Source organism: Micromonospora sp. LA-10 (assembly GCF_051853095.1).
GTDB classification, from domain to species: domain Bacteria; phylum Actinomycetota; class Actinomycetes; order Mycobacteriales; family Micromonosporaceae; genus Micromonospora; species Micromonospora echinospora_A.
The window spans coordinates 275215-291048 of record NZ_CP195710.1; the positions used below are offsets into that span (position 1 = coordinate 275215).

Annotated in this window: 15 protein-coding genes; 6 read left to right on the forward strand and 9 right to left on the reverse strand. The window is 72.3% G+C overall.

The annotated features are described in order from the left end of the window. The first annotated feature begins 5 nt into the window (after positions 1–5). Positions 6–284, forward strand: a complete 279-nt coding sequence (locus ACSDG8_RS01320) for a hypothetical protein (protein WP_439427537.1) — start codon at positions 6–8, stop codon at positions 282–284. A gap of 322 nt (positions 285–606) precedes the next feature. Here the strand turns inward: ACSDG8_RS01320 and ACSDG8_RS01325 are convergent, their stop codons facing one another. The 3 genes from ACSDG8_RS01325 to lanKC form a co-directional block, all read right to left on the reverse strand. After that, complete coding sequence (locus tag ACSDG8_RS01325) at positions 607–1347, reverse strand: hypothetical protein (protein WP_439427538.1); 741 nt, start codon at positions 1345–1347, stop codon at positions 607–609. A gap of 134 nt (positions 1348–1481) precedes the next feature. Further along, positions 1482–2747 (reverse strand): MFS transporter, encoded by a 1266-nt coding sequence (locus ACSDG8_RS01330; RefSeq protein WP_439427539.1) that lies wholly within the window; start codon positions 2745–2747, stop codon positions 1482–1484. A 329-nt stretch (positions 2748–3076) separates the two neighbouring features. Next, the gene (gene lanKC, locus ACSDG8_RS01335) at positions 3077–5683 is read right to left on the reverse strand and encodes a class III lanthionine synthetase LanKC (protein WP_439427540.1); all 2607 of its coding nucleotides are present in this window, start codon (positions 5681–5683) and stop codon (positions 3077–3079) included. A 285-nt stretch (positions 5684–5968) separates the two neighbouring features. Here lanKC and ACSDG8_RS01340 point away from each other — a divergent pair, with 285 nt between their 5' ends. From ACSDG8_RS01340 to ACSDG8_RS01350, 3 genes are all read left to right on the forward strand, one after another. Beyond that, positions 5969–6529 (forward strand): hypothetical protein, encoded by a 561-nt coding sequence (locus ACSDG8_RS01340; protein WP_439427541.1) that lies wholly within the window; start codon positions 5969–5971, stop codon positions 6527–6529. Positions 6530–6536: 7 nt separating this feature from the next. Beyond that, positions 6537–7796 (forward strand): sensor histidine kinase, encoded by a 1260-nt coding sequence (locus tag ACSDG8_RS01345; protein WP_439427542.1) that lies wholly within the window; start codon positions 6537–6539, stop codon positions 7794–7796. Positions 7797–7894: 98 nt separating this feature from the next. Beyond that, positions 7895–8602, forward strand: a complete 708-nt coding sequence (locus ACSDG8_RS01350) for a response regulator (RefSeq protein ID WP_439427543.1) — start codon at positions 7895–7897, stop codon at positions 8600–8602. Positions 8603–8641: 39 nt separating this feature from the next. Here ACSDG8_RS01350 and ACSDG8_RS01355 read toward each other — a convergent pair whose 3' ends face one another. The 5 genes from ACSDG8_RS01355 to pdxY form a co-directional block, all read right to left on the reverse strand. Further along, positions 8642–11017, reverse strand: a complete 2376-nt coding sequence (locus ACSDG8_RS01355) for an ATP-binding cassette domain-containing protein (protein ID WP_210899680.1) — start codon at positions 11015–11017, stop codon at positions 8642–8644. Between the two features lie 26 nt (positions 11018–11043). Further along, positions 11044–11493, reverse strand: a complete 450-nt coding sequence (locus tag ACSDG8_RS01360) for a pyridoxamine 5'-phosphate oxidase family protein (RefSeq protein WP_210899683.1) — start codon at positions 11491–11493, stop codon at positions 11044–11046. A gap of 8 nt (positions 11494–11501) precedes the next feature. Beyond that, on the reverse strand, positions 11502–11912 hold the full coding sequence (locus tag ACSDG8_RS01365; protein WP_073829981.1) for a VOC family protein: 411 nt from the start codon (positions 11910–11912) through the stop codon (positions 11502–11504). Between the two features lie 5 nt (positions 11913–11917). Continuing rightward, a complete protein-coding gene (locus ACSDG8_RS01370; protein WP_210899686.1) occupies positions 11918–12382 on the reverse strand; it encodes a helix-turn-helix transcriptional regulator in 465 nt (154 codons plus the stop codon). Positions 12383–12479: 97 nt separating this feature from the next. Continuing rightward, positions 12480–13331, reverse strand: a complete 852-nt coding sequence (gene pdxY, locus ACSDG8_RS01375; RefSeq protein ID WP_210899689.1) for a pyridoxal kinase PdxY — start codon at positions 13329–13331, stop codon at positions 12480–12482. Positions 13332–13509: 178 nt separating this feature from the next. On the opposite strand from pdxY, the gene ACSDG8_RS01380 reads away from it, so the two are divergent. Next, positions 13510–14919 (forward strand): OFA family MFS transporter, encoded by a 1410-nt coding sequence (locus ACSDG8_RS01380; RefSeq protein ID WP_210899692.1) that lies wholly within the window; start codon positions 13510–13512, stop codon positions 14917–14919. Continuing rightward, a complete protein-coding gene (locus ACSDG8_RS01385) occupies positions 14916–15041 on the forward strand; it encodes an MFS transporter small subunit (RefSeq protein WP_256440953.1) in 126 nt (41 codons plus the stop codon). The genes ACSDG8_RS01380 and ACSDG8_RS01385 overlap by 4 nt, the downstream gene beginning before the upstream one ends. Before the next feature lie 50 nt (positions 15042–15091). On the opposite strand, the gene ACSDG8_RS01390 is transcribed toward ACSDG8_RS01385, so the two are convergent. After that, positions 15092–15820, reverse strand: coding sequence for an SDR family NAD(P)-dependent oxidoreductase (locus ACSDG8_RS01390; protein ID WP_210900500.1), 729 nt, complete (start codon positions 15818–15820; stop codon positions 15092–15094). Positions 15821–15834 lie beyond the last annotated feature (14 nt).

The following is a 15834-nucleotide window of genomic DNA, read 5'->3' on the forward strand; positions in this document are numbered from 1 at the left end:
TATGCATGATTCTCGCGTTCCCGACAGGGGTCATTCCAGGGGGAGCGCCGTCCGATCAGCCAATGATCGACTCCACCTCGCCGATGTTGCTGCATCCCGAGCGCTCCGATGCAGCAACATCGGCGAACTGGCGACAGCGACGCCCGTCGGCGCTCGGGATGCACCGGGAGAGAGAGGGCGGAAGGGCCGGCACCCACTCTGCTCCGGCGATCATGAGGTTGGCGGCGACAAAGTGGACAGGATTCGCCGCCAACCTCATGATCGCCGGGTGGTGGATGGGGTGAGGGGGCGACGCCGGAGGTCCGGTGTCGGCGGTGGGCTGCCGGGCGATTGGCGCCTGCGGTGAAGCCCGGGCGGCATTGCGCCTGGGTGCGGACCAACGAGCCGGACCGCGCGGTGGTCGGTAACCGCAGTGCGGCAGGCGTCGGTCCGCGGGAGTGAAGTTGGTGCCGCCGTTCGGGGGGTGCGACGGAGTGATCGGTTGAACGCCAGCACCGGGAGGGCCCGCGTTCGGCGGTCAGCCGCCCCGAGCGGGCGCTTGGGGACACCCCTCTCGAGCTCAATTTGACATAATGTACATTATCGAATCACCACAACCAGAGCCGCTCAGGAGGGCTTCGCGTCTTCGTCCTCCGCGGCCAGGGCCTCCGACATCGCCTTCAGCACGCCGTCCAACCGTGGCTGGTCACGACCGGCCGGCGCCTCGGGCAGCTTCGCGAGTGCCGCGTCCACCTCTGCCTTGAGGGCCTGACGCTGCGACGCGTCGCCGGAGTCGAGCGCCTTCTGCACTCGCGGCATCAGGTCGGACAACAAGCTCAGGCCGTCCATGTCCGGCGCGCCCGGCGCCTCCGGCCGCTCCGGGGCTAGCTGCCGGACGTCGGCGAAGCGGCTTCTCCCGAAACGGGCCAGGGCGGCCGCCACCTCACCGGGCGGCTGCTGCACCTGATCGAGGTCGAGCAGCACCAGGGCCGGCCGGCCGTCGACGGGGCTGCGGCCGGTGAGCCGACGATCGATGGTCGCGGCGGTGGCCGGCACCAGCAGCACCGACGCGGCTTTCTGCTTCCGGCCGGCGGTCGGTAGCGGCTGGTCGAGGACGACGGCTTCGATCTCGGCCCACGCCACGAGCCGGTTGAGTCCGGCGACCCGCAGGTCCAGTCCGTCGGCTCCGATGCGGAACCGGAACGGCCTGAGCTGGTAGGCGACGAACGCGGCGGCCGACAGCAGCCACAGGCCGAGAAGGATCCACCGTACGGTCGACGGGGATGTCAGGTACAGCAGCGGGAAAACGCCGACTCCGAAGACCGTGAGGCCCTTCCACAGCGTCTGTCGGCTCTTACGCAGCTCCATGCCGGCACCTCGTCCCTTGTGGCCTGTCCTGGGCGGGGCCCTACATGGTGGCACGGGCGAAGCGCTCTCGTGATCATCCGAACGTCCCCGGAAAGGCCACTACCTCTCCCCTGCCTGCGGGAACGGAGATCAGCTCAGACCGGCTGCGGGTCGCGGCGCTCGGCCTCCCCCGCCTCCGGGACGTCCTCGACGGCGCGCAGGTCGGGCATGGCGCGTACAGCGGGTGCGACGGCAGCGCCCACGGCGAGCGCCAGCATGACGGCTGCGAAGCTGCCGAACACCATCGGCGCGGGTACGCGGTCGATCAGCAGGCCGGACAGCGCCGGGCCGAACGGCGCCACGATCAGCGCGATGAAGCTGGTCGCGGCGTTCGCTCTCCCCTGCAGGTCGCCGGGGGTGAGCAGGGTCTGGAGGGTCAGCATGCTGATGTTGGCGGCCGGTACGACCAGGACGCAGGCGCCGGCCAGCGCGCCCAGGATCAGTCCGTTGTCGGTGGTGGCCATCGCGGCGGTCAGCACGGCGCAGGCCCAGACGACGGCGAGGATCAGCCAGCGGGTGGGTACCCGGGCGGTCAGCCAGGACGCGACGAGTGACCCGATGACGGCGCCGAGCCCGACGCATGCCACGACGGTTCCGGCGGACAGTCCGGAGGCACCGTTGCGGACGGGCACCACGATGATCGCCAGCAGGACGCCGGCGAACGCGAAGTTCAGGACGGCGCCGCAGAGCAGCGTGAACCGCAGCGACGGTTGCCGCCACAGGAACCGGACCCCGGCGACGGCCTGCCGGGGCAGGGACTCCCCCGGCGTGGTCAGGGACCGGCCGAGCGGGCCGCGCAGCAGGGCCACGGCGACCAGGGAGACGGCGTAGGAGATCGCGTCGACGAGGAACGGCAGCGCCGGGGCGAGGCCGAACAGGAAGCCGCCGAGCGGTGGGCCGGCGAGGTGGACGACGCCGTTGCGGGTTTCGTTGAACACGGTGGCCGTACGCAGGTCGCGGGCCGGGACGACGGCGCGGGTGGCGGCCGCGGCGGCGGGTTGCAGCGCGGCGCCGAGACCGGCGGTGGCGGCGGCGAGGACGGCGATGAGCAGGACGGGCGCGTCGCCGACGAGGGCGAGCACGAAGACGCCGGTGACGGCGAGCAGCGCGCCGCCGTCGCAGCAGAGCATGAGGATGCGCCGGTCGCGGCGGTCGGCGAGCAGGCCGGCGGGCAGGAGTACGAGGACCAGGGCGATTCCTTCGGCGAAGGCGACGAGGCCGGCGTCGGTGGCGGAGCCGGTGGTCAGCAGGACGAGCAGTGGTGTGGCGACGGCGGTGACCTGGGTGCCGAGTTTCGACGCGGTGCGGGCGACGGTGATGAGGAGGAAGTCGCGGTTGTGTCGCAGGCCGGTGGGTGGCATGGGGGCTCCGTGGGCGTGGTGGCGGGCGGGAGGTCGGGCTTCCACCGGGCGGGTTGACGACGGACCCGGGCGGGCGGTGGCCGCCCGCCCGGGTCGCCAGGCGGATCAGGTGTGGCCGGGGCCGGTGGCCCGTTCGCCACTGCCGTCTCAGCCGTTGCAGCAGGCGATGCTGATGCTGCTGGACTGCGGCGGGACCGCGTGGCGGGTGCCGTTCTGCGTGGCCATGGCCTGCAGGTTGAGGAGCTTCGTCATGGGGGTTCACCTCCTTCTCGGGTGTGGTGGGGTTGGCCGTCGGTGGTTCCGACGGGGTTTGTGGGCGCCGGCTGGGTTCAGCTCGCGGCGAGGAGGTGGCCGGTGGGTGCGACGTGGGTGGGCGCGTCGAGGAACGGCAGGGTCACGGTGGTGCGGTGCAGCGCGGCGTGGATCGCGGAGAGGATTCCGGCGCCGCCGGCGGCGAGGTCGGTGGAGATGCGCAGCAGGGTGTCGCCGGGGAACGCGAGCCGGCCGTCGAGGGCGTAGGCGTGCCAGGCGAGCCGGTTCAGGTGCGCCGGGGTGTGGCGGGGCGCGCCGTGGCGGACGAGGCCGACGGGTCCGTGCGGGGTGGTGCGCGGCGGGTCGTCGGTGAGCAGGGCGGCGGTGGCGAGTAGTCCGGCGCGGCCGTGGAAGAGGCCGGGCAGCAGAACGAACTCGACGTCGATGGTGCGTTGGACGGTGGTGACGATGTCGCGCAGCCAGGGGCGTTCGCCGTGGCGCAGCAGTGTGTGCGCGGCGACGGCGATGCCGGCGCTGCCTTCGTCGAGGTAGAACAGTCGCCGTGCGCCGTCGCGTACGTGGAGGTTGCCGTTGTCGTCGCGGACGGTGTGCTGCAGGTCGCGGCGCAGGGCGGTGCGGGCGGCGCGTAGCCAGGCGGGGTCGCCGGTGGCTTCGTGGAGGCGGGTGAGGAAGATCGCGGGGCCGGACCAGCCGTGGAGCAGGCCGGGGCGTGCGGGTTCGGGTACGGGTTGTGTCGTGTCGCCGGTGAGGGTGCGGGCGAGTCGGTCGCCGATGTGCAGGGCGTCGTCGGGGGCGGGTCTGCCGGGGCGGAGCAGGGCGAGTCCGATGCCGGCGAGGCCGCTGTGCAGGCTGGGGCCGTAGCGGTCGTGGAGGCCGGTGCGACATCGGTCGAGCAGTTCTCCGGCGTCGTCGTGGCGTCCGGTCCGGTCCAGTAGCGCGGCGATGCCGGCCAGGCCGTCGTAGAGGCCGAGGTGGGCGGCGGGCAGGCGGCGGGCGGCGCGGGTGAGCCAGTCGAGGTGTTCGTCGCGTTCGGGGTAGTCGACGCCGGTGTTGACGAGTGCCCAGATGACGCCGGCGGCGCCGTGCGCGAGGGTGGCGCCGCCGTGCGGGAACTGACCGGGGTCGCCGGGGAAGAGCCGGTCGGTGCGGTGTGGTGTGGCGGTGGCGCGGATGCCGGCGGCCAGTGAGGCGATGAGTTGGCGCGGGTCGGCGGGCCAGGGGTAGCGGGTGACGCGGCGGCCGGGCGTGGGCGTGGGTGGGTTGAGTGCGGTGTGCAGGTCGTCGCGGATGCGGTCGAGGTAGCCGGGCGGCAGGGGGAAGCGCCGGGCGATGGTGAGGAGGTCGTCGAACTTGTCGTCGCACAGGGCCGCGAGTGGGGTCAGTGGTACGAAGACGGCGAGGCGCAGGCAGGCGAGGGCGTATCTGTCGACGGCTGGGCCGCGGCGGATGCGGGGTGTGGCGAAGCCGGGGTCGCCGAGTGACGGGGTGAAGTCCTCGTCGAGCAGGTATGCCTGTTCGAAGTCGACGAGCACGACGCGGCCGTCGGGGCGGATCATGACGTTGGCGGTGTGCAGGTCGCCGAAGACCACTCCCCTGGCGTGTATCTGGGCCAGGGCTGCCTCGACCTGGTCGATGACGTCGAGCGCCCAGGTGGTGTAGTCGGTGAGGTCCTTCTCGGTGGGGTCGGGGTGGATCAGCGGGTGCCGCATGGCGAGGTGGTGCTGGAGGGTGTCGCCCTCGATGTGTTCTTCGACCAGGAACTGGTGTTCCCACCAGGTGATGCGGTCGAGCAGTCGGGGGACGCAGTCGAGGCCGGCGAGGCGCCGCAGCATGTCTTCTTCGCGGCGCAGGCGGGTGAGCGCGTCGGTTCCGGCACCGTCGAGGCCGGCGAGCGGGCGGGCTTCGCGCAGGACGACGGTGCGGCCGTCGCGCAGGTCGGTGGCGCGGTAGACGCCGCCGGCGTTGGAGTGGTGCAGGGCCTCCTCGATGCGGTACGGCGGTTCGTCGTCGGTCTGCGCGTCGACGGCGGCGATGTGTTCGGCGACGAAGTCGGGTACGGGGGCCCAGTCGGGCACTGTGAAGACGGGTTCGCGGCGGTCGGGGACGAGGGTTCCGTCGGGGCGTGCGACGGCTGGGACGGGTTGGTCGCCGTCGACGCACCACAGTTCGGCGAATCCGCCGTAGCGCAGGTAGAGGGGTCCGTCGTGCCAGCGCAGGTCACTGAGGACGTAGGGGCCGCGGTAGCCGGCGAGGCGGGCGCCGAGGTCGTCGAGGATGCGGCGCAGGGCGGTGTCGTCGGCCGGGTAGAGGGCGGCGAGTTTGCCGCTGCCGGCGCGGTGGGCGTATTTCTCGTTGTTGACCAGGGCGAGGCGGCGGCTGCGCTGGAACTTGAAGGCGACCCGGTGGCGGACGCAGTGATCGCGTACCAGGTCGAGGACGTCGGCGGCGTCGTCGAGGCGCACTGACACGTGTACCTTCCAGCCCTGCTGCGGCAGCTGCGCGTGCGGCGGGTGCCACATGACCCAGCCGCCGTGTTCGGCGATGCGCCAGCCGTCGGGCGGGGTCTGGTCGGCCAGCGGGAACCGGCTCGCCGTGTCGGCGACGTACGCCGGTGAGTCGACGTGGACCGGGTCGGCGATCAGGAACGCACCGGGCGTGGGCATGGCAAACCTCGCGGCCGTGACGGATGGGTGGGGTGTCCGGGGCGTTCGGTTGTGTTGCCGCCGTCGTCCGGACTGGTTCCATCGTGGTGGTCACCGGCGGGTGTTGGCGTCCGGCCGTGGGGCGAGGTTCGGGGTCCGTCCCGGCTCGGTGCCGGGGGCCGGGGGTCCGTCTGGAAGTGGACACCGGATGTCACCCGGTACGGGGACGTCCGGCGGGCCGGGGTGGGCCAGAATTCCTCGCGTACGCGGGCTGTTCGCCCGCAATTCCTTCTGTGGAGGTCCGTGATGAGAACCGAGGTCCAGTCGCCGCCGGTGGTGGTGTTCCTGCAGGCGGAGCGGCCGTCCGGGTGGGTGACAGTCGCGCGGGGGGTGCCGCTGGACGGCCGGCGGTGTCTGCTGAGGACGGTGGGTGCGGGCCGGACGCGGTCCGGTGACGCGGTGCGTCTGGTGGGTGTGGCCGGCGGGGACGTGCGGTCGCTCACTGTGGCGGAGGTGTCGGTGCTGCACCGTGACGGGGCGGACCTGCTGATGGTGACGCTGGCCGGTGAGACGGTTCCCGGTGGGTTCGGCACGGACGCCTCGGCGGTGCGGCGGGTGCTGGCGATGCTCGCCGACGACGCGGACGGGCGGTGGCGGGTGGCCGCGGACGCCGCGGCCGACGTGGTGGTGCTGGCCGGTGCGGGCCGCGCGGGTGAGCCGGGGCGGCCGGCGGTGCCGGTGACCACGCACCGGGTGAGCGCGGCCACGCCGCCGCCCGACGGTGACGGCGGCGGTGACGACGACGGCTCTCCGCTGTCCTGGACGTGCCGGTTGTTCGGCATCGGCTGCCCCACGGAAAACTCCTGACCCGCCGATGACCTCGGTGACCGGTGCGGTGGCGCCGTCTGCTCCGGCGCGGGCGGCGAGTTGGTGGCGTCACGATCTTCTGCTGCTGCCGGTGCTGGGCCTGCTCGACCTGTTCACGGCATCGTCCGTGGTGATTCAGAGCGAGCCGGTCGGCCCGGCCCGGCAGTGGTTGCAGGTGCTCGCCGCGGTGCTGTCGGTGGGCGCCCTGTGGTGGCGGGCCCGGGCACCGGTCGCGGTGTTCGCGTTCGAGTGCGTGCACGGCGTGACGATGTGGTTCCTGCTGCACGACTACCGGCCGTGGGTGGGCCTGATCGTGGCCCTGTACACGGTGGCGGCGTTGCGTCCGCTCGTGGTGTCGGCGGCGGCGTACGCGGCGGCGTGCGCCCGGAGCCTGCTCAGCGCGTTCGACTCGTTCCGGGTGGAGCCGAACCCGGGCGCGCGGGGCGGGGAGTTCGTGGTGACCGCCCTGATGTTCGCGCTCATCTACGCGGCGGCGTGGACCGCCGGGTCGGTGGTGCGGCGGCACCGGCGGCGGGTGGCCCAGCTGGAACGGGAACGGCGGGTGGCCCGGGCGGAGGCGGTGGCGTTGGAGCGTCGCCGGATCGCCGCGGAGCTGCACGACGTGGTGTCGCACTCGGTGACCGTGATGGTGCTGCAGGCCGCGGGCGCGGCGCGGATCAGCGCGTCCGATCCGGAGCGGACGCGGGAGGCGCTGCTGCACATTCAGCAGGCCGGGCAGCAGGCGATGGCGGAGTTGCGGCGGCTGCTGTCGGTCATGCGCGCCGAGTCGGGCCCGGCGGCCGGCGGTGAGCCGGGTCCGCAGCCGCGGCTGGACGACATCGAGGTGCTGCTGACGTCGATGCGGTGCGCGGGGCTGACGGTGACCATGTCGGTGTCCGGCAGTGCCCGGCCGCTGGATCCGAGTATCGAACTGGCGGCGTACCGGACGGTGCAGGAGAGCCTGACGAACACGCTCAAGCACGTCGGCCGGCGGGCCTGCGCGACTGTTCATTTCGGGTGGCAGGAGCGGGTGCTGTTGCTGCGCGTCGACGACGACGGCACGGGCCGCGAGCCGGGCGCGGCGGCGGGACTGTCCACCGGCAACGGGCTGGCCAGCCTCGCCGAGCGGCTGGAGCGCGTCGGGGGTCGCCTGGTCGCCGGGCCGCGTCCCGAGGGCGGGTTCCGGGTGAGCGCGACGCTGCCGGTCGCGCAGCGCGGCGACCTCGTGGCGGCATCGGGTGACGGCGGGGCGCCGGCTGTCGGGTGAACGCGTGTCCGCTGTGCGACATCCGGCTGGCCGGCGGCGCCGACGTCGATGATCATGTGGTGGGGCCACTGTCACGGCCGCCGACGACGGGAGCCTTCATGATCCGGGTGCTGCTCGCCGACGACCAGCCGCTCGTACGGGCGGGACTCGCGATGCTGCTCACCAACGAGCCTGACATCGAGGTCGTCGGCGAGGCCGACGACGGGGCGCAGGCCGTCGAGGTCAGTCGCCGGCTGCGCCCGGACGTGGTGCTGATGGACGTGCGGATGCCCGGCACCGACGGGCTGGCCGCGACCAGGCTGATGGCCGACGAGCAGCTCATCGACGATCCGCAGCGGCCGGTGCGGATCATCATGCTGACCACGTATCACGTGGACGAGGCGGTGCACGCGGCGTTGCGGGCGGGCGCCTCCGGTTTCGTGCTCAAGGACGCCGCGCCCGCCGAGCTGGTGTCGGCGATCCGGGCGGTGGCCGCCGGGGAGGCGTGGCTGGATCCGGCGGTGGCCCGGCGGCTGCTCGACGACCTCGCGTCCCGGCCCGACCCGGGACTGCCGACACCCGTGCAGATGCGCGGGCTCACCCTGCGGGAGCGGGAGGTGCTGGTGCTGATGGCGTACGGGATGTCGAACCGGGAGATCGCCGAGCATCTCGTGCTCGGCGACGCGACGGTCAAGACACACGTGAGCCGGGTCCTGACGAAGCTGGGGATGCGGGACCGGACGCACGCGGTGGTGGCCGCGTACCAGTGCGGCCTGGTGGAGCCCGGCACGGCGCCGCCGGCCCGGATGGCCGGCCTGTCCCGCTGAGGCCCGCGGCGTGGCCGGGAGCCTCAGCGGGCGTGGCGCTCACGCGCCGACGTAGTCGGCGAGGTGTTCGCCGGTGAGCGTGGACCGGGCGGCGACCAGGTCTGCCGGGGTGCCCTCGTAGACGATCCGGCCGCCGTCGTGACCGGCGCCCGGCCCGAGGTCGATGATCCAGTCGGCGTGTGCCATGACCGCCTGGTGGTGTTCGATCACGATGACGGACTTGCCCGCGTCGACGAGCCGGTCGAGCAGGCCGAGCAGCTGGGCGACGTCGGCCAGGTGCAGGCCGGTGGTGGGTTCGTCGAGGACGTACACGCCGCCCTTGTCCCCCATCCGGGTGGCGAGCTTGAGCCGCTGGCGTTCCCCGCCGGACAGCGTCGTCAGTGGCTGGCCGAGCGTGAGGTAGCCGAGGCCGACGTCGGCGAGCCGGTCGAGGATGGTGTGCGCGGCCGGGGTGCGGGCCTCACCGTCGCTGAAGAACTCCTCGGCCTGGTCGACGGACATGGCGAGGACCTCGCTGATGTCGCGTCCGCCGAGGTGATAGTCGAGCACGGCGGGCTGGAAGCGTTTGCCTTCGCAGTCCTCGCAGGTGCTGGCGACCCCGGCCATCATGCCCAGGTCGGTGTAGATGACGCCGGCGCCGTTGCAGGTCGGGCAGGCGCCCTCGGAGTTGGCGCTGAACAGGGCGGGTTTGACGCCGTTGGCCTTGGCGAACGCCTTGCGGATCGGGTCGAGCAGACCGGTGTAGGTGGCCGGGTTGCTGCGGCGGGAGCCACGGATGGCGGTCTGGTCCACGGCGATGACGTCGTCGCGTTTGGCCAGTGAGCCGTGGATGAGGCTGCTCTTGCCGGAGCCGGCCACGCCGGTGACCACGACCAGGACACCGAGGGGGATGTCCACGTCGACGTCGCGCAGGTTGTGGGTGCGGGCGCCGCGGATCGGCAGGGCGCCGCTGGGCGTACGAACCTTGTCCTTGACGGTGGCGCGGTCGTCGAGGTGACGGCCGGTGGTGGTGTCGCTGGCGCGCAGGCCGGCGACGGTGCCCTCGTAGCAGATGGTGCCGCCGGCGGTGCCGGCGCCGGGGCCGAGGTCGACGACGTGGTCGGCGATGGCGATGGTCTCGGGTTTGTGTTCGACGACCAGGACGGTGTTGCCCTTGTCGCGCAGTTGCAGCAGCAGGTTGTTCATCCGGGCGATGTCGTGCGGGTGCAGGCCGATGGTGGGTTCGTCGAAGACGTAGGTGACGTCGGTGAGGGACGAGCCGAGGTGGCGGATCATCTTGGTGCGCTGGGCCTCGCCGCCGGAGAGGGTGCCGGAGGGGCGGTCGAGGCTCAGGTAGCCGAGGCCGATCTCGACGAACGAGTCGAGGGTGTCCCCCAGCGCTTCGAGCAGCGGGCCGACGGAGGGTTCGCGCAGGTCGCGTACCCAGGTGGCGAGATCGCTGATCTGCATGGCGCAGGCGTCGGCGATGTTGATGCCGTTGATCTTCGAGGAGCGGGCCTCGGGGCTCAGGCGGGTGCCGTCGCACTCGGGGCAGGTGGTGAACGTGACAGCTCGTTCGACGAAGGCGCGGATGTGCGGCTGCATGGCGTCGACGTCCTTGGCGAGCATCGACTTGCTGATGGCCGGGATCAGGCCGGTGTAGGTGACGTTGATGCCGTCGACCTTGATCTTGGTGGGTTCCTTGTGGAGCAGGTCGCTCAGCTCGCGCTTGGTGTAGTCGCGGATCGGCTTGTCCGGGTCGAACAGGCCGCTGGAGCGGAAGATGCGGCCGTACCAGCCGTCCATGCTGTAGCCGGGGATGGTGATGGCGCCCTCGTTGAGGGACAGCTTCTCGTCGTAAAGGACGGTCAGGTCGAAGTCGGTGACCGCGCCGCGGCCCTCGCAGCGCGGGCACATGCCGCCGAGGCGGTTGAACGTGCCCTTCTTGGTCTGGGTCTTGCCGGGGCCCCGCTCGACGGTGATGGCGCCGGCCGCGCGTACGGAGGGCACGTTGAACGAGTAGGCGTTCGGCGGGCCGATGTGCGGGTCGCCGAGACGGCTGAACAGGATGCGCAGCATCGCGTTGACGTCGGTGGCGGTGCCGACGGTGGAGCGCGGGTCGGCGCCCATGCGTTCCTGGTCGACGATGATGGCGGTGGTGAGGCCCTCCAGGACGTCGACCTCGGGCCGGGACAGGGTGGGCATGAGACCCTGGACGAAGGCGCTGTAGGTCTCGTTGATCAGGCGCTGGGACTCGGCGGCGATGGTGCCGAAGACCAGTGAGCTCTTGCCGGAGCCGGAGACGCCGGTGAACACGGTGAGGCGGCGTTTGGGCAGTTCGACGTCGACGTGGCGCAGGTTGTTCTCGCGGGCGCCGAGGACGCGGATGACGTCGTGGCTGTCGGCGCGGTGCAGGCCGGCGGTGGCCTCGCTCATGGTCTCTCCGTCCGGGTCGGGTGGTGCTAGTCGAGCCAGCGCCCGTCGCGCATCAGCGTGCGGCCGGGCAGCTCGTCGGCCTCCCGCCAGGCCTGGACACGGCGCGGCGTGACGCGGTACCAGCGGTAGGAAGTGGTCAGCGTACGGGGGTCGAAGCCGGTGCGGGTGGCGAAGCGGTCCGCCCGGGCGGTCGGCAGGGCGTCCAGGGCGAGGCTTTCCACGTCGCCGTCGATCATGGTGACGTCGCGGGTGGGGCCGAGGCCGACGCGGGCGCGCCCGCCGGCGAGGTTACGGCCGGTGGGGCTGTCGGCCGGGGTGGCGACGAGCAGCGTGTGGCCGTCCCAGTCGAAGGACAGCGGCACCAGGTACGGGGTGCCGTCGGGGCCGGCGGTGGCGACCCAGCAGTCGACGTCGTGGTCGAGGCGGTGGGTGGTGTCGTGGCGGCGCTGGGCGCGGGTGCGGGGCGCGTCGGCCATGGGCGCGGTCAGCGCCGCTCGTTGATGCGGATGAGGTTGCCGGTGGGGTCGCGGAACGCGCAGTCACGCACGCCGTAGGGCTGCTCGGTGGGTTCCTGGACGACGTCGGCGCCGCTGGCCGCCAGGCGGTCGAACAGGCCGTCGAGGTCGTCGGTGGCGAGGGTGAGCGCGCCGTAGCTGCCCTTGGCGATGAGTTCGAGGATGGTGCGGCGCTCGTCGTCGGTGATGCCCGGGTCGGCGGCCGGCGGGTGCAGGACGATGCCCGTCTCGGGCTGGTTCGGTGGGCCGACGGTGAGCCAGCGCATGTCCTGGTAGCCGACGTCGTTGCGCAGCTCGAAGCCGAGGGTGTCGCGGTAGAAGGCGAGGGCGGCGTCGGCGTCGGTGTGCGGCAGGAACGTGTAGTGAATGGTGATCGTCATGATGGTCACGCTAGTGGTGGTCGGCCGGTGCGGGCTTCTCGATTCCTGACCGGTCGGGTCGCCTGTTTGGTCAGGCACGGGGGCGGCTCGGCGGTGTCGGGGGTGTGGCGGGCGCGGTAGGCGCTGGGCGGTTCGCCGACGAGCTCGGTGAACCGGGTGCTGAAGGTGCCCAGGGACTGGCAGCCGACGGCGAAGCAGACATCGGTGACGCTGAGGTCGCCGCGGCGCAGCAGCGCCATGGCGCGTTCGATGCGGCGGGTCATGAGGTACGCGTACGGGGATTCGCCGTAGGTCTGGCGGAACTGGCGGCTGAGGTGCCCGGCGGACATGTGCTCGCCTCGGGCGAGGGCTTCGACGTCGAGGGGTCTGGCGTACTCGCGGTCGATGCGGTCGCGGACGCGGCGCAGCCGGGTCAGGTCGCGCAGGCGTTGGGCGAACGCGGCGTCGTCGGTGCCCTGGTGCGGTGACACGTCCGCATCCTGCCTGCTGGGCGGTGGTGTCGTCCACCAGTGCGGGCGGCGAGTCGTCGCCGGGTGCACCCGCGCGGCAGGTGCACCCGGGCGGCGGTCAGCGCAGCCGGCGGGCGGCGAACCGGGTGGGCGGCTCGGCGATGGCGTCCTGAGCGGCGACGAGTTGCAGTTCCCGGGTGCCCGCGTCGAGGGTCGCCTCGAGTACCGCGTAGATCGAGTTGGTGGTGCGTTCCAGCGCGGTCTGCGGTGAGCCGGTGGTGACCAGGTGCGCCAGGTAGAGGGCGGCGGTGACGTCGCCGCCGCCGTTGGGGGCGATCGGCAGCAGCGGGGTGGTGACGGCCCAGGCGCCGTCGTCGGAGACGGCGACGACTTCCAGGTGCCCGGCGGGCAGGTCGCCGTGCAGGACGCTGGTGACCAGGACGTGCCGGGGGCCGGTGGCGCGGACGGTGTCGACGGCGGCGAGCAGGTCGTCGAGCGTGTCGGTGGTGCGGCCGGCGAGGAACTCCAGCTCGAACTGGTTGGGGGTGACGATGTCGGCGCGGGGCACGACGGTGTCGCGCAGGTACTCGGGGATGCCGGGGCGCACGAACATGCCGCGGCCGACGTCGCCCATGACCGGGTCGCAGCAGTAGAGCGCGGCCGGGTTGGCGGCCTTGACCCGGGCGACCGCGTCGAGGATGACCGCGCCGACGGCGGGGTCGCCCTGGTAGCCGGACAGGACGGCGTCGGCGGTGCCGAGCACGCCGCGGTCCTCGATGCCGGCGATGACGTCGGCGACGTCGGTGGGGGCGAGCAGCGGGCCGCGCCAGGCGCCGTAGCCGGTGTGGTTGGAGAAGTGCACGGTCAGGACCGGCCAGACCTCGTGTCGGAGGCGTTGCAGTGGGAACACGGCGGCGGAGTTGCCGACGTGGCCGTAGGCGACCGACGACTGGATGGACAGGATCTTCACCCGGTCATCGTCGCATCTTCCGCCCTGGTGACGGGTAGTCGCGGGGCGATGACGGGCGGGCGCGGCGGTGACCGTTCGGCTCACGGTTTCGACCGTCGGGCGCGGGGCGGGTTTGGGTGCAGCGTGCGGCGGGGGCATGAACCCGGGTGGTCTCGCCTTCTGGACGGAGGAAGCAACGATGCTTTCCGCACTCGATCGTCGGCACACCGTCGCGCCGCCGGGGTACAGCCGCTGGCTGATCCCTCCGGCGGCGCTGGCGATCCATCTGTGCATCGGGCAGGTGTACGCGACAAGCGTGTACAAGAACTCCTTGATCGCGCATTTCGACACGAGTCAGACGGCGATCGGGGTGATCTTCAGCATCGCGATCGTGATGCTGGGGTTGTCGGCCGCGGTGGCCGGTACGTGGGTGGAGGCGAACGGGCCGCGTAAGGCGATGTTCGTCTCCGCGTGTTTCTGGGCGGCGGGGTTCCTGGTCGGGGCGTTGGGCATCGCGACCGGGCAGCTGTGGCTGCTGTACCTGGGGTACGGGGTGCTGGGCGGGATCGGTCTGGGGATCGGGTACATCTCCCCCGTCTCCACGTTGATCAAGTGGTTCCCGGACCGGCCGGGTCTGGCGACCGGGCTGGCGATCATGGGGTTCGGTGGCGGGGCGATGGTGGCCTCTCCCCTGTCCCGGCAGCTGCTGTCGTTCTACGACGCCGGGTACGACCCGTCGGACAGCGGTTCCACGGCGTCCGGGTCGGCGCTGGTGTGGCTGTTCGTGACGCTCGGCATCGGCTACTTCGTGATCATGATGTTCGGGGTGTTCAACGTGCGGGTGCCCGGGCCGGGCTGGCGTCCGGCCGGGTTCGACCCGGCGCAGGTGGCGGAGAAGCCGCTGGTGACCACAGCGAACGTGTCGGCGGCCAACGCGCTGCGGACGCGGTCGTTCTGGCTGCTGTGGGTGGTGCTGTTCTGCAACGTGACCGCGGGCATCGGCATCCTGGAGCAGGCCAGCCCGATGATCCAGGACTTCTTCCGCGACAACGGGACCTCGGCGGTGTCGGTGGCGGCGGCCGGCGGGTTCGTGGGGGTGCTGTCGCTGTTCAACATGGCGGGCCGGTTCGTGTGGTCGTCCACCTCGGATGTGATCGGCCGTAAGCCGATCTACGTGGTGTACCTGGGTGTGGGCATGGTGCTGTACCTGGTGCTGGCGCTGGTGGGGCAGACCTCGACGGCGTTGTTCGTGCTGCTGGCGTCCGTGATCCTGTCGTTCTACGGCGGCGGGTTCGCGACGATACCGGCGTATCTGCGGGACCTGTTCGGCACGTTCGAGGTGGGCGCGATCCACGGCCGGCTGCTGACCGCGTGGTCGGCGGCCGGGGTGGCCGGGCCGCTGATCGTCAACGGGTTCCTCGACGCACAGGGCGAGCCGGGCACGTTGACCGCGGCGGCGTACCGGCCGGCGCTGTTCACGATGGTGGGCGTGCTGGCTGTCGGTCTGGTGGCGAACCTGCTGGTGCGGCCGGTGCCGGAGCGGTACCACGAGCCGGCGTCGGGACGGGACGGGACAGCGCCGGGTGCGACGGAGAGGAGCGGATCGTGAACGAGCGGACCGGTGGCGGACAGGGGGCCCGCCTGGTGGTGTCGTGGCTGGTGGTGTCGGTGCTGCTGGGCTACGGCGTGGTGCAGACGGTGATCACGGCGGCGAAGCTGTTCACCCAGTAGCGGAGGCGAGACGGCGGCGGCCCGGGGCGGAACCCCGGGCCGCCGCCGTGTCAGAGACCGCCGCCGACGCGCAGGACCGCGCCCGTGGTGTACGAGGCGTCCGGGCCGAGCAGGTGGGCGATCGCGCCGGCGACCTCCTCGGGTTCCCCGGCGCGGCCCAGCGGGATCCGGCTCGCGGCGGTGTCGGGCCGGTCGGGCGCGCCGGAGCGGGCGTGGATGGTGGTGCGGATGATGCCGGGAGCGACAGCGTTGACCCGGATGCCGCGCGGCGCGAGTTCCTTGGCCAGCCCGACGGTGAGGGTGTCGGTGGCGGCCTTCACGGCGGCGTAGTGCACGTACTCGCCGGGTGAGCCGAGCGTGGCGGCGACGGAGGAGACGTTGACGATGGCACCGCCGCGGGTGAGCCGCCGGGCCGCCTGCTGGGCGCAGAGCACGTACCCGATGAGGTTGACGTCGACGACCTCGCGCAGGTCGTCGACGCGCAGGTCGGTGAACGGGCCGATCGGGCTGGTGACGCCGGCGTTGTTGACCAGGCCGGTAAGCGGGCCGAGCTGGTCGGCGGCGTCGAAGATGCGGCGTACCTGGTCGGGGTCGGTGGTGTCGGCGGCGACGGTGACCGCGCGGCGGCCGGCCGCGCGCACGTCGGCGGCTACCGCCTCGGCGGCGGTGTGGTCGGCGCGGTAGCCGATGACCAGGTCGTGGCCGTCGGTGGCGAGCCGGCGGGCGGTGGCCGCGCCGATGCCGCGTCCTCCCCCGGTGACGATGGTGACGGAGCTCAATGCCTCTCCCCTAC